The organism is Larkinella knui, from assembly GCF_003858645.1.
Taxonomy (GTDB): Bacteria; Bacteroidota; Bacteroidia; order Cytophagales; family Spirosomataceae; genus Larkinella; species Larkinella knui.
In genome coordinates this window covers 434,716-454,118 of record NZ_RQJP01000004.1, presented here as the reverse complement: position 1 = coordinate 454,118, position 19,403 = coordinate 434,716, and the positions used below count along the sequence as shown (strand labels likewise).

The following is a 19,403-nucleotide window of genomic DNA, read 5'->3' as shown; positions in this document are numbered from 1 at the left end:
TATCGCACTCGATTCACCGGCAAGGTCTTGATTTTTCCATTCTTTCTTTAAACATTTGCAGTTCATCAGCGGGAGTAGCTCAGTTGGTAGAGCGGCAGCTTCCCAAGCTGCAGGCCGTGGGTTCGAGACCCATTTCCCGCTCGTTTATTACACATGTGGATCAGCCGCTTACCTTTTCTGGTGAGCGGCTTTTTCATACTGGAGTGAATACGGTTTACACATTGGTTTTCACAAGTAGGCTGGTTGTTCACAGAACTCCATGTGAATACCTATTTTACAATAAACATCTGCCGACTCTAATCAACGGCTACATCGAAACGCACAATACCTGGATTTCCAAACAAAAATTTTACGTAGCGAAGATCAAATTTATTGCAGAAGAGCGATGAGAAGGCGCTTTCTGTCTTTCACAATTCTCGCCAGTACGTTTAACTCCTGCGACTGATCCCATCACAAATTAGTATCCAGGAAGTGGATATCCCGACGAAATGGCGACCGGTATATTTTGTGATACTTTGTTGTTAATCCTAGACACTGCCTTGAATTGTTAAAGCCGGATATCGTTAAGATTTTCAAAAATTAAGGCAGATACCGTTGTAAAGCCTTCTGTAGAAAGTGCGTTAGTTTATCGGCTAATGTTTGAGGAGCGATCACCCTGACTGAATCGCCCAGCCGTGCCAGTTCAAACACCAGTTCCTGGTTGATAATGATGGACAGTTTCACCCGGAATTCGTTTTTAGTATTGATCAAAACCGCATCCTCGCCGAACGGATAAAACGGCTGCGCCCGCTGAACGGTATTAACCGACGCTCTTCTAATCCCACCAATTTGGAATTGAAACTCGACGCGGGCGGGAAGTCATTTATACTTTTAGTTACTTTACCCGTAATCCGCCCCTATACGTGATGAACATCCTTCTTCTTAAAGTAACGCTGGTGCCCTCTGTCATTGCTTTGGTTACCCTCGCCATTCGAAAGTGGGGCAACAAAATAGGAGGATTAATCGGCAGTATGCCCTGGGTGGCCGGGCCCATTCTCCTGTTCTTCATTCTCGAACAGGGCAAAGCTTTTGGCATCCACGCCATTCAGGGAGTCATGACGGGCATTCTGGCGTTAATCAGCTTTTGCTTCAGCTACTCGGCCTTTTGCCGAAAACTGACCTGGCTGCCCACACTCCTGCTTTCGTATGGCAGTTATACCTGTACTGCCCTGATTTTTAATCATTTACAGCTAGATCTATATCTGAGTTATCCACTCGTCATATGCTATATTTTGCTGGCATTGCGGTTTTTCCCTTCCACAAATGGACAAGCTGCTAAAACCCGGCGATTGCCTTTCGACATTCCCATTCGGATGGTCGTTTCTACTCTGTTTGTGCTGGTCATCACCGGGTTAGCCAGCGTTTTAGGGCCAACCTGGAGTGGTATTTTAACGCCGTTTCCGATCTTAACGTCCATTCTGGCCATCTTTTCTCACACGCTTCAGGGTAGCAATGGCACCATCATCACCTTACGGGGCATGGTCATCGGGCTCCTGGGCTTCACCACCTTTCTCTTTCTACAATCCTTTTTACTGAGCGAGTTTTCAGTGGCCCTCTCTTTCGGATTGGCCTTCATCGTCAACACGTTGATTAATCTGATTGCCAACCGACTGTGGTAATTCCTTTTCACCGATCCGGATCTCTTCTGTGGCAAGCGTTCAGCGTTCTTTTGATCCCGAACTTATGACCACGGTGGCAGGCAACGTTCGGGGTATTGCTACGCTTCAGCGTGAACCTTCCGGCACTTTTCGATGGCACCGGTATCTCCGGCATTCTCAGCAAATACCCGATCTGAAACCAAACCGTCCAACCGAACAAAAGGCGGTTTTTGGTCAAATTACCGCTAAGTAAGTCTGGTTGGCAGCGAATTTTTTTTAGAAAAAAAAATAGTTTTTCTATCGGCTTACTAATCAACCAAAATACAATCCGGTTGAGCGATCCTTCGGCTCCGTCTGTTCGCATCTTCACTCTTTGTTTCTGGCCTTCCATCCGCATTAACCGACCATCCATCACCCCCGGCTTGCGTCCTGCCAATTTGTCCTGTTCCTTGCGATTCGTAGCACTAAGACCGGGTAGGATTGATTTTTGCTGTAGTATTAAAACATTAGCGTTGATTTTTTTATTAACCGTTAGATATTGTTTTTAACACGTTAACTCGCTGATTTAATGAAACATCCCTACTAACCACGCATCCGTATGTATTGAACCTGAGAAAAAAAAGGATGCCATTTAAATTTCATTTGTAATTTTATGACGACGATGCCCGAAATTATGTCAGATACGCAACTCCAAGGGTATACAGACGAACAAAAGTACCAGGTCTTCAACAAGGAGTTCATGCCTCACATCGACTCCATGTACAACTTTGCCTTCCGCCTGACGATGGACGAAGATGACGCGAACGATCTGGTGCAGGATACCTATTTAAAGGCTTTCCGTTTTATCTCATCTTTCGAACAGGGAACTAACGCCAAAGCGTGGTTGTTCCGCATTCTGAAGAACAGCTTCATCAACGATTATCGCAAGAAAAGTAAAGAACCTGCGAAAGTTGATTATCAGGATGTAGAGACAACCTACAACTCTGATGAAGCGTCGGAAACCGAGCACACGACGGACCTGCGGTTCGAAACGGTGCAGGACATGATTGGTGACGAAGTGGCTTCTGCGCTCAACTCGCTGCCCGTCGATTTCCGAACGGTTATTATCCTCTGCGATATCGAAGGATTTACGTATGAGGAAATGGCCAAGATTCTGGACATTCCAATTGGAACAGTTCGCTCACGGTTACACCGTGCCCGGAATCTATTGAAAGATAAGCTGAAAGAATATGCAGCTTCGATGGGTTACAATAAAAATGAGGACTAACTGAAACTTTTTGGAATCGATATTGGGTTGTTAGGGCAAGTTATATATTGTAGAACATTTTCTGGAATAAATTAAATATTTCCAATGTCAGGCACATTGCATTCGTCGACTACGGTTGGTGTAGAGGGTAGGCAGGCGACCGCCCCCATGAAAGAAAGCTGCGAACATCAGGCCGATTGCCTGAAACGAATTCAGGCCATTCTGGATGGTGGGGCAAGCGAAGCAGAAAAACAGCATTTTAAGGATCACATCGATATCTGCAAACCTTGCATCGATATGTATCATCTCGAAAAGTGCATTAAAGAAGCCTTGCAGGGTAAAGTTGAGAAAAAGTGCTGCCCCGATAAAATTGCAGCCGCCATTCAAGCAGAAATAACCAAATAAGCGGCATTGGAAGGCAAACTGATTATTTTTTCGGCACCCTCCGGTTCAGGTAAAACCACTATTGTCAGGCATTTATTAGCCACAAATTCGAATCTGGGTTTTTCGATCTCCGCCTGTACCCGCGACCGCCGGGGCCGTGCCGAACAAAACGGCAAAGACTATTATTTTCTGACTCCCGAAGATTTTAAGGAAAAAATCGACAACGACGAATTCGTCGAGTGGGAAGAAGTCTATGTCGGTGCGTTCTACGGAACGCTCAAATCCGAGATCGAACGCGTCTGGAGCAGTGGCAAGCACGTTTTGTTCGATGTAGACGTCCAGGGCGGGCTGAAACTTAAAAAATACTACGGTGACAAAGCCCTGGCCATTTTTGTGAAGGTGCCCGATGAGGAAACCCTGAAACAACGCCTGCTGGCGCGCGGCACCGAAACCGACGACAGCCTGTCAAAACGGCTGTTCAAGGTGCACTTCGAAATGAGTTTTCAGGATCAGTTCGATGTCATTCTGGTGAACGATGATCTGGCGGGAACGCTGGACAAAGCCCAAAAGCTTGTGGACGATTTTTTGCACAAGGACATCATTCCCAACCAGGCAACTGTCGTATAGTACGAACCGGGTGGTTAGTCAGAAATCATTCCGTCTATGAAAATCGGCTTATTCTTCGGTTCTTTCAATCCCATACACATCGGCCACCTGATCATTGCCAACACAATGGCAACGACCACGGATCTGGAACAGGTCTGGTTTGTGGTTTCTCCCCAAAATCCATTCAAGAAAAATAAAAGTCTGCTGCACGAGTTCGACCGCATCGATCTGGTGGAACGGGCTATTGCCGATAATTCGAAACTGAAAGCGACGGATTTCGAATTTTCGATGCCGCGCCCTAGTTTTACGATCGATACGCTCATCCGGCTCCAGGAAAAATACCCCCAGCATCAGTTTAAACTCATTATCGGCGGTGATAACCTGGCGCAGTTTCCCAACTGGAAAAACTACGAGCAAATCCTGGAGTATTACGGACTTTATGTCTATCCACGTCCCAACAGTGCGCCCAGTCCGCTGGAGCAACACCCCAATGTCCGGTTTGTGCAGGCTCCCTTATTGGATATTTCAGCAACATTTATCCGGGAGTGTATCAAAAATAACCGCTCGATTCGGTATATGGTACCGGATGTGGTTGGGGAGATGATCGAGCGGAAGAAGTTTTATGTTTAGGAAACCGGGCCCACATCAGGGTCGCCCGTTTTGAAACGTAATCTCGGTCACCAACCCAATCGCACTGATTCGCAAAGCCACCGAGCGGCTGCCGGTTTTTACCTTCGGGTCCTGACAATGCGGCCCTTTTTCCAGAAAGTAAATGTAAAATTTCTGATTGCGGTCGTCCAGTTGTTCGCTGTCCGGGCGACCCAGAATCTGGCCAATTTCATTCGAAGACTTCCCTTTCAATTCCTGCCGAACGGCCTTGAAATCGTCTACCAGCGAGGTTCTCACCCCAGTGCAACCACCCCGGTCCGTGCGCCATTTGACCAAATCCAGCTTGCCAATCTGATCCGGTGGCGCAGAACAACCGATGGTAATGACGGATGACCAGTAGAGAATGAACCATGAAAAAAGGAATCCGCGGCTCCGTCGCAACGTAGGCGCGGTCAAGGCTTCAACGCGCCTTAGGAACGGCTCATTCAAAAAATCATTGTTCATTATAGAGCGTTTGCAACAATACCTGCCCAACGGCTTTGAGCGTACTGCGGTCGATGTTATCCATGTCATCATGGGCGGTGTGCCAGTCTTTAAAGAAACTGCCGGAATCCATTTTCAGGTGGATAATATCGATCATTGGAATTTTTCCTACTTTGTTAACAGGCACATGATCGTCCGTAATGGCGGGACCCGCCTGTCCGGTATCGACAAAATACTGGTTGTACCCCATGCTACTGGCCGTTTCCCACACCTTGTTGGTTACGGTAGGTGCATACTGCATCGAATAGCCCTCTTTCATAAAAGTCGCTCCTTTGGCCCCAACCATGTCGAGCAAAATACCGTAATAGGCACTATAACCCGGTTTATGCTTGTTGGCAGCCCAGTATTGCGACCCCAAACAAAAACCGATGTATTCGTCTTTAGCCTGTTCGGAATTGCCCCAATCTTCGGCGTCGAAGAAAATCAGGTCGATACCGACGTTAGGTTTGGCACCGGCCTGTTGAATGGTGCGGGCCATTTCGAGTAAAATACCGACTCCGCTGGCCCCGTCGTTGGCCCCCAACACCGGTTTGGTCTTGGCAATGCTATCCTGGTCGGCAAACGGCCGCGAATCCCAGTGCGAAGCCAACAGAATCCGTTTGGTAGCCTGCGGATTGATACTTCCAATGATATTGCGGGCGTTCAGCTTAAGGTTGTCATACGTCGTGGCCGTGAAGTTCTGTACGGTAACTTCGCAGCCAAACTGCTTCAGCAAGGCGATCAGATAGTCTCCACAACGCCGGTGCGCATCCGTATTAGGCACCCGCGGTCCAAAGGCGACTTGTTTCTCAACGTAGGCATAAGCCGAATCGGCATTGAAAGCCGGTGCCGTAACGGTTTTGACCTCCGTAGCCTGGTTTTCCTGCTGATCCTGTTTCTTACTTTTGCAGGAACTGACGGTAATTACCGCGGCCAGCCAGAAGAGACTAATTTTATTGTTTAGGCGCATGTTTTACCACAAGGTTTGACTACTCTTCGTAAGCCCAGTCGATCCGGTGCTTCATATCTTTAATCGCCAGCCCCTGCGCCTTAAAATAAGAACGGACCTGGTCCACTTTATCGTATTGCTTCTGATTTTTATACTCCCGGTATAACGTCAACATGCCGTCCAATACCGCATGGTTGTCGGTTTTTTCTTCCGTAAGCCCCAAAACGCCTTCCATGAACTGGATGAACGAATCTTTCAGCTGATTGAAAACATCCTCGCCCAATACCGCCGGCTGCAACTGGTTCAGGTACAGCATATTGACGTATTTTAGTAACGTAAACAACTGGGCAATGCCCACCGCCGTGTTCAGATCGTCGTTCATGGCACCGTAAAAATCCGCGATGGCTTTGCCGATTTCCTGCTGTTTTTTCTCATCAACAGCCACCTCATTTGCCTCCCCATACTGCAACGTCTTCACAATTCGCAGCCCGTTCACCAGCCGCTTATACCCTTTTTGAGCGGCTTTAAGGGCTTCGTTCGAAAAGTCGAGCGTGCTCCGGTAATGCGATTGCAGCATAAAAAACCGCACGGTCATCGGGCTGTACGGTTGTTCGAGCAGGTGGTGTGTTCCCGTAACCAGTTCCGACGGCAGAAAGGAGTTGCCCAGCGATTTCGACATTTTTTGTCCGTTCACCGTCAGCATGTTGGAATGCATCCAATACCGCGCCGGTTCTTCGCCATAAATGCTTTGCCCCTGGGCCACTTCGCATTCGTGGTGCGGAAATTTCAAATCCATCCCGCCACCGTGAATATCGAATTGCTTCCCTAAGTATTTGGTACTCATGCAGGTACATTCTAGGTGCCAGCCCGGAAAACCGTTGCTCCAGGGCGACGGCCACCGCATCAAGTGTTCGGGAGCGGCTTTTTTCCAGAGCGCGAAATCCAGCGGATTCCGTTTTTCAGACTGGCCGTCCAGATCCCGGGTTTCGTTCAGTAAATCGTCCAGGATACGGCCGGATAATTTCCCGTAATTGCCACCCTGCTGATTGTATTGCATAATGTCGAAATACACTGATCCATTCGATTCGTACGCCAAGCCTTTATCGATCAGCGTCCGAACCGCTTCAATCTGTTCCACCATGTGGCCGGTGGCGGTGGGTTCGATGCTGGGTGACAGGAGATTAAACATATCGGTCACCGCATGAAAATCATTGGTATAGCGCTGCACGATTTCCATCGGTTCGATTTTCTCCAGCTTCGCCATGCGCCCAATTTTGTCTTCCCCATCGTCGCCATCGCCCACCAAATGGCCCACATCCGTAATATTGCGCACATACCGAACTTTATAGCCGATGTGCGTCAGGTACCGGAAAAGCGTATCGAAGGTCAGAAACGTGCGAACATTCCCCAAATGAACGAAATTATAAACCGTTGGTCCACAAACGTACAAGCCCACATAAGGCGAAACCATCGGTACAAATAGCTCTTTCCGGCGGGTAAGGGTATTATATAACTTGAGCGGTTGCGTCGGTGTTGTCATTCTTCAAGCGGTCGATCCGCTAATGCGGTCCTATTTGACCACAAATCTACACAATGTTCGTCGGAAGTCAGCGCGTTGTGACGAGTGGCAAATGGAGTACTTTTCCTATCTTCGCAACCGGCTGCCCATACCGTAGCCTTTTGTTGCAAGCGCACACGAGGATGTCCAAACGGCATCCTGTATTTGAAAAATCCAAAAGTTTGCGGACTTTTGAATCTGGCATTCAATCGCCGGTTATCTCAATAAGTTAATTTACACTGTATTTACCCCATTAGCATGAGTTTGTTAACCGTTGGCTCAGTGGCTTTCGACGCCCTGGAAACTCCTTTTGGCAAAACCGATAAAATCATCGGCGGAGCCGCCACGTACATTACGCTGTCAGCATCGTATTTTACGAACGAAAATAACCTGGTAGCCGTCGTTGGCGATGATTTTCCGCAGGACATGATCGACATCCTTAAAGGCCGCGGGGTCGACACCACCGGGCTGGAAATCCGGCAAGGCGAAAAGACCTTTTTCTGGTCGGGCAAATACCACAATGACATGAATACGCGGGATACCATTGATGTTCAGCTGAATGTGATGGAAAATTTCGATCCGGTTATTCCTGAATCGTATGGTAACTGCGAGTTTCTGATGCTGGGCAATACCGCTCCGGCGATTCAGAAAAAGGTCATCGAACGGCTTCCGAACCGGCCGAAACTGATCATGCTCGATACCATGAATTTCTGGATGAATATCGCCTGGGACGACCTGATGGAAGTGATCAAACTGGTGGATGTGTTGACGGTCAACGACGAAGAAGCCCGCCAGCTATCCGGTGAATATTCGCTGGTGAAAGCGGCTGCCCGGATTACTTCCATGGGCCCCAAAACCGTAATCATCAAAAAAGGCGAACACGGCGCGCTGCTTTTTCATGGCGGCCACATCTTTTTTGCTCCGGCCCTGCCACTCGAAGAAGTTTTTGACCCCACCGGCGCGGGCGATACGTTTGCGGGCGGTTTTATCGGTTATCTGGCCAGCACCGGTGACTTATCATTCAGCAACATGAAACGGGGCATTATTTACGGCTCCGCCATGGCGTCGTTCTGCGTTGAAAAATTCGGAGCCGAGCGGCTTTTCAATTTAACAACGGACGAAATCAACGAGCGCGTGGCAAAATTTGTGCAATTGTCGGCATTTGAAATTCAATAAGTACCCACGGACTTTAGTCCGTGAGATTTTCACTGTTTCTGGATTTTAGTTTGTGATAGAATCGCACGGACTAAAGTCCGTGGGTACTTATTTTCCGCCAACAACCACCTCGATCAGCGACCCATCCGGCAAATACCGGTTGGCCATCTCCTGCACCTGCTCCGCCGTTACGGCGCGAATCCGTTCAATGTGTGTGCTGATGTAATCTGCAGGCAGGCCGTCGAACAAAACCGTTTTATAGCGGTCGGCAATTTCAAACGGCGTATTGAGGTTGCCCACGTACGAGCCCGCCATGTAGTTTCTGACCGTTTCGAGTTCCCCGGCCGGTACGGGTTCATCGCGCAGCCGACGGATTTCCTTCCAGATTTCGTCGAGTGTTTCCTGGGTATTTTCCCGCTTGACGTCGGTTCCGATCAGAAACGAACCTTCATTCGGATGCATCGCCATATTCGACCAGATGCCGTACGTAAATCCTTTTTCTTCCCGAATATTTTTCATCAGCCGGGAGCCGAAATAGCCCCCCAAGACTTCATTCAACACCAGGGTTGGAAAATAATCCGGGTGTTTGCGGGTAAATAACAACCGCCCCAGCCGGATCGATGATTGCAGGCTGTCTTCTTTGTCCACCAAAACCGGCGACGGATCACTGCTGGCGGTTTTTTTCGCATCGCCGGTTTCCAATACCGTTTCAATCACCTGATGACCCAGGTAATGATTGATCAGGGTCAGCTCCGTTTCGGTGATTTGCCCCGCCACCATAATGCGGAACGGCTGGTGCCGGATTCGCTGCTGATAATAGGCGTCAACCCCGTCCCGATCAATTGCTTCCAGGGTTTCCAATTTCTGATTTTTACCATACGGATGGTTCTTGCCAAAAACTTTTTCCCGGATCAAGTGGCTGGCGACAAAGTTGTTTTTTTCCAGATTAACCCGCAGCGTTTGCAGGGCAATGTTTTTCTGGTGGCTCAGCTCTTTTTCCGGAATCACCGAATCCGTCAGCATCTCCTGAACCATCGGCAAAATCGCGGGCAAGTGTTTCGTCAGGCCATACACCGTCAGACTGGCGCGGTTCGTTCCGCTTTGCTGTTCCAGAAAAGCGCCGTAACGGTCAAAATATTCACTAATCTGTGCCGATGTATGTGATCGGGTGCCTTCCGTCAGCATCTTCATCGCAAGCGACGACAAGCCCGGCAGCGGTTCATACCAGGCGCCGGCGTCAAAGATAATTTCCAGTCGGATCACGGGTTGCTGGCCGGCATTGATCCAGTACATCGGCTGGCCATTGTCCATTGTCAGCGTCGCTATCGCCGGAATTCGGACTTCTTCAATTCGTTTATACTCGGGTGCTTCGGTTCGGTTTACGACTTCCATTGTTCAATCAATTGCAATGCTCAAGCTATAAAAAAAGAATGGCACTCCCGAAGAGTGCCATCGTCACTGTAACCTTTATGTCTTGTTATTCCTGATTTCCGTTGTCGTCGGAATCGTCAGCTTCAACCGATTTGGCTTTTTTATCGATGTCGATAATCAGCGAAATCCGGAACGTTTGCGCCAGTGGGCTGCCTTGCGTGACCGGAATCAGGTAAGCAAAGTCGATACCGTATTGCTGTTGCAGCCGAATTCCTAAACCGGTCGTAAAATATTGCCGGCCACCTTTCACACGGGGTTCGTGGTAATAACCCAAACGGGCCGCAAACTGCTCATTATACCAGTACTCGATCCCCGTCGCAATGTTGATTTCCTTCACTTCTTCCGAGAAACCGCCGGGAGCATCGGAGAACGAACCGAAGATGGAGCTCAGCGTCGACCGATTCGGGTTTTTCCCCTGAGCGATCACAGGATTTCCGCCATTATACTGCACCACACCATTGACGGTTTGATACACGGGCGGAGTCGGCACCATTAACTTGTTCAAATCAAGAACAAAGTTAAACTTGTTGAATTTATCGGTATACAGCGTCAGGGCCGTACCTAATTTCAGATTGGTTGGAATCGGAGCGGGTTCAGACGTTCCGTACGACACTTTACCGCCGATGTTGGAAATAATACCGCCAAATGACCATTTGAATCCTTTTCCGGTAACATCGTCACGCACTTCATTCTGGTAGAAGGCGCTGATGTCGACAGCGGCCGTGGAAGCCGGTTTCAGCGACACGCCGTTGACAGAATAGTTGCCGGACAGGTTCGAGTTGATATACCGCAGGTTGACGCCCATGGAAAAGTTCTGAAACAACCGGCGGGAATACGAAGCCGTAACGGCGTATTCTTTGGAGTTGAACGAACCGGCCGGCTGACCCAGAATGGTGGTGAAGTCGATGGTTCCCATGTCGAAATACATCAACGAAAGGCCGATTACGTCGTTCCGGCTCACTTTCTTGTAGCCCGATAAGAACGTAAAGTACATATCGTCTACGCCAATACTCCGCAGCCAGGGCGTATAGGACAGCGCCAGGCCGTGATCTTTCTGGGCAAACACCAGCTTGGCCGGATTCCAGAAGACCGCGTTGGCGTCAGGGCTCAGTGCGACACCTGCATCACCCAAACCGGCACTCCGCGCATCGGGCGTAAAATTCAGAAACGGCAGCGCCATCTGGGGAATCCGGTAGGCAACCGTGTCTTGTCCCGTCAAAGCCGCTCCCGCCCCCTGGGCGTTTGAAAGTAAAGGAAGTGTCAGGCAACCAAGTAAACAAATTGACGATAAGGTACGTGTCATAAAAGAGGTTAATTAACTCCCGAATCAGCGCGTTCGTTGGGTAACCAGGGAAAGAACGCCAAATTTACGATGTTTAAGATAGAATATAAAAGGTAGTCTGTAATATATTTTTATAACTATCTAACGTAGAGCAACTTGCCCGAATATATAGCCATCGAGCCATCAGACATTGAACGCAATACAAGCTTATAAACATACAAACCGGGTATAACCGCTGCTCCGCTCGACATGGTTCCGTTCCAGCTTAGTCCGGAAATAGACGGGTTGCAACTGAAACATCGATCGGTTCGTTCACTCACTGTTCGGCCGCTCAAATCGGCAATCAGTAGCGTACTTTCTAACGCATCGCCGGGGCGGTTGTGTTGCAAACCGAAGTTTGCCTGTTCCTGAAATGGGTTGGGTGTTACAGCAACCGACTGAATGACCAGAGCCGGTTGGGCAGAAACTACAAATTTCAACGTAGATTCTGCCGGATTATTGTAAACATCCCACGCCTTCAACTGAACTGTATACGTCCCTGGTTCTAAACTAGACCAGCTATACTGCACTACCCCGCTCCGGTACGTATCAGGGTCAGCCCTAAAATACTCATTCACCACAACCGGCGGACCGCCGTTCAGCCGAACCGTTACTTCGTGGCCAATACCGTTGCGCGCAATATTGATGCCATTTTCGTCATTTAGTTTGGCAATCAGTGTAGTAATCGGTCCAAAAACCGTTCCGCCATCGACAAAGGTCGTATCATTGATAAACAGACGGATGGTGGGAGGCTTCGTGTCGGCCACCGGATTCAGGACACTGCTACCGATTAATAAATTATCATAGCTCCCGGCGGCTTCCACCAGACTATCGGCCCGAACGGCATAGATAAATACTTTTCCCAATCCAATGCGATAGTCCAAATCTTTGGGCATAACAAACTGGCAAACGAATTGGCCGTTCCGAACGCTGACCTGGCCCGTATAAAGTGGGTTGCGGTATTCCGCATAGTTCATCGGCGGGCTATATTCCGTTCCGTTGGTCGTCATTGTATCGGCTTTGTCAAACAGCGTAACTTTTACGGAACCGTTAAACTGGTTTAGCAGCAGGTCGGCCTGCCGGATTTCGCCCTCCAGCCGAACGGTTTGCAGCGCCTGAAGCGTATCGGCCTTCGGTCCGATGGCCTTCCCATTGATGCGCGTCAGGGTCGCTTTGGCGGTCGGAAAGGCCAACTGCATGGACGGATCGCCTAGCAAGGTGAAATTGCGGTTCAGGCTGCCACTTAGGCTACCATTTTTCGTAATCCGGATCAAGTCGCCCAGGCGGGGAGCACCACTGGCGGTATTTTGGGCGAGCGCATCGTAAAAAGCGTTATTCAACAAATAATTCGTACTGGCATAAACCGGTCGGGCAGTCGTCAACAGGGCAATACAGCCTCCCTGCGGATTCAGCAAAGCCAGTTCGGCACCGGATGTCTGCGCCGGATCGTCGTAGCGACCAAACTGACAGGTTGCCGTCACAAAGATCGGAAGCCGCTGATTGGTCCAGCCCAGAATGTCCTGCAAAGTAACAATTTGCTCCTCCGCCCAGCCCGACTCGCCACCGTGGCCGGTGTAGTTTATAATCAACCGCCCGTCATTCAATGCTTTGGTAATCGTCTGGTTCATAACCGGTGCCTTCTGACCGCCGGGACTCGATTCCTGCGTAAAACTATCCAGATAAAGCTTTTCGGTCCGGAACGGCGGGCGCAGGGCGGAAATTTTCTGGGCAAGCCGGTCGGCATCGATTTGGTGAATATTCGGAAAATCCCGGTCACCATCGTCCGCGACGAAAGCGATTTTGGTTTGCCAGTCGCCCGGCACTTTACCCGTAGCTGCATACCGGATCAGTTTGTCAACCACAATCCGGGCCTCCCCGACCGACTTGACGGGCAACCGGCCCACCCCGATGTCGAGCGTGTGATCGCCCGAAAAATCTTCGGTCCACTCGCCCTCTGCGGTTTCCATAAATCCGAAATAATCGTCGGAACTGTAACTCAAAACCGGATGCAGCGACTCCCGGCTTTCGTACGTGGGAATGGTAGCCGCCAGTTGGCCTGGAGTCAGCAGCTTCGAATAATTTTTGTAATCGAACGTAGCATCCCCAAAAAGCAGTACGTATTTTAACTTACCCGGCGTCTGGTTGGTCAGTCGACGGGCAAAATCCCGAAGGGCGGTCGGATCGGGCTGGCCAGACGCAAATTCGTTATAAACTTCCGGCGAACTAACCACCAGAACATCCAACTTATCGTTTTTCCGGCGAAAATCAGCCAGCCGCTCCGCCTGCGTCCGCCAGGCTACCGGCGTCACAATCAGCAGGTCGGGCGTAGCCTGGGTCTGCAGATTCTGGTTGGTAATCGCGGTTATCGTTTCGGGCGTATACGCCTGTTCCGGCGAAAAAACCAGGTATTCCCGCAACCGGTTTCCCGGGGCCGCGATGCTCCCCTCCTGTTTTTCATTGATGGTTACGGGCATCAAAACCGGCGTTTGCCGGTTGGTGACGTCCCAGACCTGCATGGCAGCACTGGCTTGCTGAACCACATACCGGACCACGGCGTACCGAACCGATTCCAGCGATCGAAACAGAAACGGTTCGTCATACCGACGGAGGGCGCGCCGGGTCTGAATCGCTAAAGATTGCAGGTAGCCCTGTCCGTTTTTATCATACGTCAGCGATATGGTAACGGGGCTTGCCGGCGAAGCGGGCGTTAGGGTAAACGTCTGGCGGTTTTGACGACCTTTTCGGTCATACGTATAATCGGTTACACTTTCGATGGGCTGCGTGCCGATCACCTGCGTGTTCCATTTCAACTGAAACTGCGTATTGATCAGGGCGCGGCCCACGACGTCCGATGTAATGAGTGCGGGGGAACCCGCCACAATACCGGGCAGGGTGAACGAAACGGTTTTATCCGTTCCGATTCCGAGGTATTCCAGCCACTCCCGCCCCGACCGAACCAGGTTGGTCATTTCGCCACCCGGTTTGTAGTAGGCATAATCGTCAAATTCAGTGATGGCCGTACCCGATTGCGGAATCGCTGGCTGCGCGGAAATTCGTTGGCCGGTTTTCTGCCCAAAAGTCAGGAAATAATAGGTTGTATCGGTATACGGATTGATCTGGTGCGAGAACCGTCTGGCGGTCGAATCATACGCAATCGGATGCGGGCTTTCGGCAAAAAAATAGGCGGCATCCCCGGCGTCGAACCGCCCGTCGGTTTCACCGGTTACCAGGATGGCGTTTTCCGTCAGATCACGCGGGCGGGCTTGGCTATTCGCCTGCGGTAGTGCCGCCCCACCGTTGCCGAAAATTCGAATCGTGCGCGGATCGAGACTGGAAACGGCGACGCCTGACTTCGTCAGAAAAGCCGCATCAAGTTTATAGACACCGGTTTTGGTAACGCCGATTTTCAGCCATTGGCCTTCGGCCAATACCGACGGCAACGGTTGCGCCCGTGCGTTCAGGCCCAATCCAAACAGAAGCAGATAAACCGCTAACCCGCATTTATTCCGTTTTTTCCACCCAAACATGCGCCCAAATCGACACTTTCAAACCTGTAGTCTTCTCTGTACAAACGACGCGCGTCCGCCGTTTTATACCCCGGATGTATTCTTTCTGCAAAAAACGGAAGCTTTCGCCTTCCGGCATTTCAACCAGTAACTGCTGGCCGGCGGGTTGTACATCCAGTTGCCGCAGCGCGCGGGTCAGCGTTGGATGAGCGCCCGTTGAAGCCGCCGGATTACTGAGATAATCTTTCAATGGAATCAATACCGTCGATGGAAAAACCGACTCCTGCAACACCGGCTGCATAACTTCCCGGAAGGTTCGTTTCCAGATCGGCCCATGCGGCTGCCCAAACCGGCGGTAGCGTTGATACACCAGCAAATGAGCCACTTCGTGCAGATAGGTGATCAGGAACGCGTACGGATTCAGGTCGTTGTTCACGGTAATGGTCAACTCGGTGCCCCGTTCAACGCGAAAATCGCCCAGTTTAGTGCGCCGTGGACGCGACGCTACAAACGTAAACGGGTGGTTTTTCCACAAATCATAACAATAGGAGACGGCATGGTCCGGCAGGTGTTTTTCTAAAATACGACGTACTTCCATTCCCACTATAAACAAAAAAGCCCTATCATAAAGATAAGGCTTTTTCCGTCAGTTCGTTTTCAGATCGTCTGATTACTTCGTCGTGTCGGCAGCTGCGCTGTCAGCCGGGGCTGCCGTTGCGCTGTCGGTAGACATCGTGCTGCTATCAGATGACATCGTAGCGGTGCTGTCTGTTGAAGTCGTTTCTTCTGTTTTGGGTTTGCTTTGGCAAGCTGCGAAGGTAAGCATGCTACCTACGAACAGAAGTGCTAATACTTTTTTCATTTCGTCTCGGGGCGTTTAAGGTTTGAGCCGTAAATTTAACATAAAATCAAAAAATACAATAACGTCCTGCCTTTCAACTGATAAAATATAGAAAAGGCTTTTAAATATCACATTGCGTATGGTATTTATTCAGTACCACGATTGGATCGGGCTTTTAATTTGTCATACATGCCGGTACTGCGGAAGGTCAATAATTTATGACCGAAATAATTAGCCAGAAAGCTAAAACCCATTCCCACGACGTGCGATGCTTTCTCGCGCCAGAATAACAAAACGGCCGGAAAATAAGGATTGGCCACCCATTCCAGCGTCGCAACGGCCATGCCTACCTGAACGCCCCACGCGACGAGGGCGATTGCCAGAAACTTCACCATTTCGCGACCGGTATTGCCGGTTTTACTGGCTGAAAAGGCGTAGTTTTTTGTAGGAAGGAAGCTGACCACGGTAGCCGTCAGATACCCCAATAGCACGCTGGTGTCAAAATCGAAAAATTTCCGGTAAAAAATCTGGGAAATAAAGTTGACCGTTGCTCCTAAAAGCGCCGTTAGAAAGAATGTAAAAAAGCTGGTCTTCTTTACTTCTTTGATTATAGGTTCGCTGCTATTCACACTTATCACCTTGATGCAGGGGCTTTTCGTTATCTGAGAACTCAAAGGTAAAGAACGGCTCTTGTTACGCCTTTATGGATGAGATGTTTATGAGCCTACGGTTCTCGATAACTACATCAAATTTTGAAATAAACCGGGAATAAGCCCCAGAACAATGGTTAATATAGTTGCAGCGATCAGCACAAACCGATAAAACGGAGCCACCTGAATGTGGGTCGATGAGCCTTCCCGGAAATACATCGCAATGACCACCCGGAAGTAGTAATAGATCCCCACCGCCGACATCAGAACCGCCAGCACCAGCATCCAGACCATGCCTTTGTCGATGGCGGCCGAAAAGACCATGAATTTACCCCAGAAACCGGCCGTCAGCGGAATACCGGCCAGCGACAGCATGGACACGGCCAGAATGAACGCCAGCAACGGATTCTGACGGGATAAACCGTTGAAGGCGGTATACGTATCGTCGGGCCGACCGTCGGCAACGCGTTGCTTGGACACCACCAGCAGAATGCCGAACGCAGCGATGGTGGATACGGAATACGCCAATGAATAAAAGACGAGCGCCGGTTTCGATTGCTGGCCCAGAGCCGCCAAACCGATCAGCAGATAACCGGCGTGGGAAATGCTGGAATAGGCCATCATGCGTTTAAAGCTGTTCTGGTAGGCCGCCGTCAGGTTTCCAACCAGCAAGGTCAGGGCCGTAATGACCGCCAGCATGACCCACCAAAAGCCGTATATGGCGCTGAATGAGACCGAAAGCAGCTGAAGCAAGGCCGCAAAACCGGCGGTTTTTACCACCGTCGACATAAAAGCGGTAAACAACGTGGGGGCACCTTCGTATACGTCGGGCGTCCAGAAGTGAAAGGGAGCAGCCGATACCTTGAACAGCATGCCGATCAATACCAGCAAAACGCCCATATACAGCAACAGGGAAGGATGCCCTTTCGACAGAGCAATGTAGCCCTTGATATCGGTCAGCGTGAACGAGCCCGCTGCGCCATACAACAAGGCCATACCGAACAGCATAATACCAGTGGCGAAAGCGCCCATCAGAAAATACTTCAGTGCCGCTTCGTTCGACCGCAGATTCCGCTTGTCGCTGCCCGTCAGAACGTACATGGAAACCGATAGAATTTCGACGCCGACAAAGAGCATAATCAGGTTTTCGTAGCCAATCATCATGATGGCGCCGACGATGGAAAACAGCAGAATGGCGTAATATTCAGCGGGTTGGGCGTTCTCATCCTCCAGAAAATCACCGGATAAAGAAACCACCATAAAAGCTGAAAGAAGCACAATAGTCGTAAATAAAATGGCGACGTTGTTCACCAGCAGCATATCGCCGAAATAGAGGTACGATTTATTCCACTCCAGAAACCCGGCTCCGAGTGCAACGAGGATAAAAAATAAGGTCGCCGGTAACAGAACCGCCCGGGATTTTAGAAAGCCCAGGTACAAGAGCACGATTCCAAATACAGACAGCAGTATAATCGAAAGCATATTGTTTATCGTTTGAAATTCAAACCGCACCGGCGGCCCGGCTTATTGCTATTTTATAAATTGTAACAGATTCGCCACCGCTGGTTCGGTCAGTTTCAAAAAGGAGTTGGGTACGAGGCCAATCCAGAAAACCATGATGCAAAGCGGAATAAAAACCCAGCTTTCGCTGCCCGATACATCATTGAAACCGGTTGTAAAATCGGTCGTTTTTCCAAACATGGTTTTTTGAAACAACCGCAGCATATAAACCGCCCCGAATATGATGGTCAGACCGGCCACGGCACCGAGGATGTTGTTGTGTTCGAATACACCCGCCAGCAGTAAAAACTCACCGACAAAGCCGTTGGTCAGCGGCAGCGCTACGGTTCCCAGCAGCAGAATCATGAAATAAACCGTCAGTTTGGGTGTATACCGGGTAATGCCGCCCATCTGGTCGAGCAGCCGGGTGTTGGTGCGGGATGTGATGATGTCGGCCACGAAAAACATACCGACGACATTGATCCCGTGCGCCAGCATCTGCACGAGTGCGCCCTGAATACCGTAGGAAGTTTGCGAGAAAACGCCGGCCGCCATCAATCCGACGTGCGAAAACGACGAATAGGCAATCAGTCGCTTGATGTCGCGCTGGCGAATGGCAATGATCGCTCCGTACACAATACCGATGACGGAAAGGACAATGGCCGTGGTTCCCCACAGGTTGACGCCCTCCGGAACGATGGGCAATAGCAGACGAATGACCCCATAAACCCCCATTTTGAGCATAATACCGGCCAGCAGCATGGTAGCCGGTGTTGGCGATTCAACGTAGGTATCCGGTTGCCAGGTATGGAAGGGAAATACCGGCATTTTAATGGCAAAAGCGACAAAAAATGCCCAGAAAATCCAGGTTTGCTCGGTTGAACTCAGATTCAGATTATAAAAATCAACGATGGCTGATGAATGTAAACCGGCTGGCGTCGCTGTTTTGAAATACAGATAAACCAGCGCCACCAGCATGAACAAGCTGCCGAAAATGGTATACAGGAAAAACTTGAAGGTGACCGCAATCCGGTTTTCCCCGCCCCATGAAGCGGCCAGAAAGTAAATCGGAATCAGAGCCGCTTCGAAATAGAGGTAGAAAAGAAAGGCATCCCGCGCCGTGAAAACCCCCATTAAGGCAGCTTGCATGAACAGAATCAGCGAATAAAATACCGCCGGGCGTTCATACGTATGGCGGAAAGCCGACAGAATGATGAGTGGCGTCAGCAGGCCCGTCAGAACGACGAGCAGCAGACTGACACCGTCGATACCGGCACTGAAGCGAATACTGCCCGCGAAAATCCACGGATAATCGAAACTGAATTGGGAAGTAGCGTCGGGAACAAAGTTAAAAAAGGCATAACCCGATAAGCCCAGTTCGACCAACGCGCCCAGAAAAGCGATTTGTTTGGCCTGTTTCCCCCCAACAGCCAGCACCAGCAGAGCCGCCAGAATCGGGAAGAGCAGAATGGAAAGTGTAAGCATCTA

At 50.0% G+C, this 19,403-nt stretch carries 18 protein-coding genes and 1 tRNA gene; 7 read left to right on the top strand and 12 right to left on the bottom strand.

Annotated elements, in window-relative coordinates; genetic code table 11:
- The first annotated feature begins 68 nt into the window (after positions 1-68).
- Positions 69-141 (top strand) — tRNA-Gly (locus EHT87_RS20370).
- 438 nt (positions 142-579) lie between these two features.
- On the opposite strand, the gene EHT87_RS31170 is transcribed toward EHT87_RS20370, so the two are convergent.
- Positions 580-723, bottom strand: a complete 144-nt coding sequence (locus tag EHT87_RS31170) for a WYL domain-containing protein (protein ID WP_148096037.1) — start codon at positions 721-723, stop codon at positions 580-582.
- A 182-nt stretch (positions 724-905) separates the two neighbouring features.
- Between EHT87_RS31170 and EHT87_RS20365 the strand changes: the two genes are divergently transcribed.
- The 5 genes from EHT87_RS20365 (at position 906) to nadD (ending at position 4,503) form a co-directional block, all read left to right on the top strand.
- The gene (locus EHT87_RS20365; RefSeq protein ID WP_124908504.1) at positions 906-1,658 is read left to right on the top strand and encodes a hypothetical protein; all 753 of its coding nucleotides are present in this window, start codon (positions 906-908) and stop codon (positions 1,656-1,658) included.
- Positions 1,659-2,289: 631 nt separating this feature from the next.
- Positions 2,290-2,904 (top strand): sigma-70 family RNA polymerase sigma factor, encoded by a 615-nt coding sequence (locus EHT87_RS20360; protein WP_124908503.1) that lies wholly within the window; start codon positions 2,290-2,292, stop codon positions 2,902-2,904.
- Positions 2,905-2,988: 84 nt separating this feature from the next.
- Positions 2,989-3,288, top strand: coding sequence for a zf-HC2 domain-containing protein (locus EHT87_RS20355; RefSeq protein WP_229321205.1), 300 nt, complete (start codon positions 2,989-2,991; stop codon positions 3,286-3,288).
- Positions 3,289-3,294: 6 nt separating this feature from the next.
- Positions 3,295-3,894, top strand: coding sequence for a guanylate kinase (gene gmk, locus EHT87_RS20350; RefSeq protein WP_124908502.1), 600 nt, complete (start codon positions 3,295-3,297; stop codon positions 3,892-3,894).
- Positions 3,895-3,930: 36 nt separating this feature from the next.
- Entirely contained in the window at positions 3,931-4,503 is a 573-nt protein-coding gene (nadD, locus tag EHT87_RS20345) for a nicotinate (nicotinamide) nucleotide adenylyltransferase (protein WP_124908501.1), read from the top strand.
- 15 nt (positions 4,504-4,518) lie between these two features.
- On the opposite strand, the gene EHT87_RS20340 is transcribed toward nadD, so the two are convergent.
- Genes EHT87_RS20340 through cysS form a run of 3 tightly spaced genes read right to left on the bottom strand, consistent with a single transcriptional unit; the run spans position 4,519 to position 7,493 of the window.
- On the bottom strand, positions 4,519-4,986 hold the full coding sequence (locus EHT87_RS20340) for a hypothetical protein (RefSeq protein ID WP_310587565.1): 468 nt from the start codon (positions 4,984-4,986) through the stop codon (positions 4,519-4,521).
- The gene (locus EHT87_RS20335; RefSeq protein ID WP_124908500.1) at positions 4,976-5,974 is read right to left on the bottom strand and encodes a M28 family peptidase; all 999 of its coding nucleotides are present in this window, start codon (positions 5,972-5,974) and stop codon (positions 4,976-4,978) included. The genes EHT87_RS20340 and EHT87_RS20335 overlap by 11 nt, the downstream gene beginning before the upstream one ends.
- 19 nt (positions 5,975-5,993) lie before the next feature.
- Positions 5,994-7,493, bottom strand: coding sequence for a cysteine--tRNA ligase (gene cysS, locus EHT87_RS20330; RefSeq protein WP_124908499.1), 1,500 nt, complete (start codon positions 7,491-7,493; stop codon positions 5,994-5,996).
- Positions 7,494-7,769: 276 nt separating this feature from the next.
- On the opposite strand from cysS, the gene EHT87_RS20325 reads away from it, so the two are divergent.
- Positions 7,770-8,687: a PfkB family carbohydrate kinase gene (locus EHT87_RS20325; protein WP_124908498.1), complete on the top strand. Its 918-nt coding sequence runs from the start codon at positions 7,770-7,772 to the stop codon at positions 8,685-8,687.
- Between the two features lie 87 nt (positions 8,688-8,774).
- On the opposite strand, the gene EHT87_RS20320 is transcribed toward EHT87_RS20325, so the two are convergent.
- From EHT87_RS20320 to EHT87_RS20285, 8 genes are all read right to left on the bottom strand, one after another.
- Complete coding sequence (locus tag EHT87_RS20320; protein WP_124908497.1) at positions 8,775-10,058, bottom strand: M16 family metallopeptidase; 1,284 nt, start codon at positions 10,056-10,058, stop codon at positions 8,775-8,777.
- An 85-nt stretch (positions 10,059-10,143) separates the two neighbouring features.
- Positions 10,144-11,400, bottom strand: coding sequence for a type IX secretion system outer membrane channel protein PorV (porV, locus tag EHT87_RS20315; protein ID WP_124908496.1), 1,257 nt, complete (start codon positions 11,398-11,400; stop codon positions 10,144-10,146).
- A gap of 116 nt (positions 11,401-11,516) precedes the next feature.
- A complete protein-coding gene (porU, locus tag EHT87_RS20310) occupies positions 11,517-14,945 on the bottom strand; it encodes a type IX secretion system sortase PorU (RefSeq protein WP_124908495.1) in 3,429 nt (1,142 codons plus the stop codon).
- Complete coding sequence (locus EHT87_RS20305) at positions 14,920-15,522, bottom strand: SprT-like domain-containing protein (protein ID WP_124908494.1); 603 nt, start codon at positions 15,520-15,522, stop codon at positions 14,920-14,922. Before EHT87_RS20305 ends, porU begins: the two co-directional genes overlap by 26 nt.
- Positions 15,523-15,594: 72 nt before the next feature.
- A complete protein-coding gene (locus EHT87_RS20300) occupies positions 15,595-15,786 on the bottom strand; it encodes a hypothetical protein (protein ID WP_124908493.1) in 192 nt (63 codons plus the stop codon).
- A gap of 125 nt (positions 15,787-15,911) precedes the next feature.
- Entirely contained in the window at positions 15,912-16,403 is a 492-nt protein-coding gene (locus tag EHT87_RS20295; protein WP_124908888.1) for a GtrA family protein, read from the bottom strand.
- A 102-nt stretch (positions 16,404-16,505) separates the two neighbouring features.
- Positions 16,506-17,897 (bottom strand): NADH-quinone oxidoreductase subunit N, encoded by a 1,392-nt coding sequence (locus EHT87_RS20290; RefSeq protein WP_124908492.1) that lies wholly within the window; start codon positions 17,895-17,897, stop codon positions 16,506-16,508.
- Positions 17,898-17,945: 48 nt separating this feature from the next.
- Complete coding sequence (locus tag EHT87_RS20285) at positions 17,946-19,400, bottom strand: complex I subunit 4 family protein (RefSeq protein WP_124908491.1); 1,455 nt, start codon at positions 19,398-19,400, stop codon at positions 17,946-17,948.
- Positions 19,401-19,403: the final 3 nt, after the last annotated feature.

Excerpts from the sequence above, each read along its gene's own strand:
- EHT87_RS20365 (WP_124908504.1), top strand. The coding sequence starts at position 906 with ATGAACATCCTTCTTCTTAAAGTAACGCTGGTGCCCTCTGTCATTGCT.
- EHT87_RS20360 (WP_124908503.1), top strand. The coding sequence starts at position 2,290 with ATGACGACGATGCCCGAAATTATGTCAGATACGCAACTCCAAGGGTAT.
- EHT87_RS20355 (WP_229321205.1), top strand. The coding sequence starts at position 2,989 with ATGTCAGGCACATTGCATTCGTCGACTACGGTTGGTGTAGAGGGTAGG.
- nadD (WP_124908501.1), top strand. The coding sequence starts at position 3,931 with ATGAAAATCGGCTTATTCTTCGGTTCTTTCAATCCCATACACATCGGC.
- EHT87_RS20340 (WP_310587565.1), bottom strand. The coding sequence starts at position 4,986 with ATGAACAATGATTTTTTGAATGAGCCGTTCCTAAGGCGCGTTGAAGCC.
- EHT87_RS20335 (WP_124908500.1), bottom strand. The coding sequence starts at position 5,974 with ATGCGCCTAAACAATAAAATTAGTCTCTTCTGGCTGGCCGCGGTAATT.
- cysS (WP_124908499.1), bottom strand. The coding sequence starts at position 7,493 with ATGACAACACCGACGCAACCGCTCAAGTTATATAATACCCTTACCCGC.
- EHT87_RS20325 (WP_124908498.1), top strand. The coding sequence starts at position 7,770 with ATGAGTTTGTTAACCGTTGGCTCAGTGGCTTTCGACGCCCTGGAAACT.
- EHT87_RS20320 (WP_124908497.1), bottom strand. The coding sequence starts at position 10,058 with ATGGAAGTCGTAAACCGAACCGAAGCACCCGAGTATAAACGAATTGAA.
- porV (WP_124908496.1), bottom strand. The coding sequence starts at position 11,400 with ATGACACGTACCTTATCGTCAATTTGTTTACTTGGTTGCCTGACACTT.
- porU (WP_124908495.1), bottom strand. The coding sequence starts at position 14,945 with ATGTTTGGGTGGAAAAAACGGAATAAATGCGGGTTAGCGGTTTATCTG.
- EHT87_RS20305 (WP_124908494.1), bottom strand. The coding sequence starts at position 15,522 with ATGGAAGTACGTCGTATTTTAGAAAAACACCTGCCGGACCATGCCGTC.
- EHT87_RS20300 (WP_124908493.1), bottom strand. The coding sequence starts at position 15,786 with ATGAAAAAAGTATTAGCACTTCTGTTCGTAGGTAGCATGCTTACCTTC.
- EHT87_RS20290 (WP_124908492.1), bottom strand. The coding sequence starts at position 17,897 with ATGCTTTCGATTATACTGCTGTCTGTATTTGGAATCGTGCTCTTGTAC.
- EHT87_RS20285 (WP_124908491.1), bottom strand. The coding sequence starts at position 19,400 with ATGCTTACACTTTCCATTCTGCTCTTCCCGATTCTGGCGGCTCTGCTG.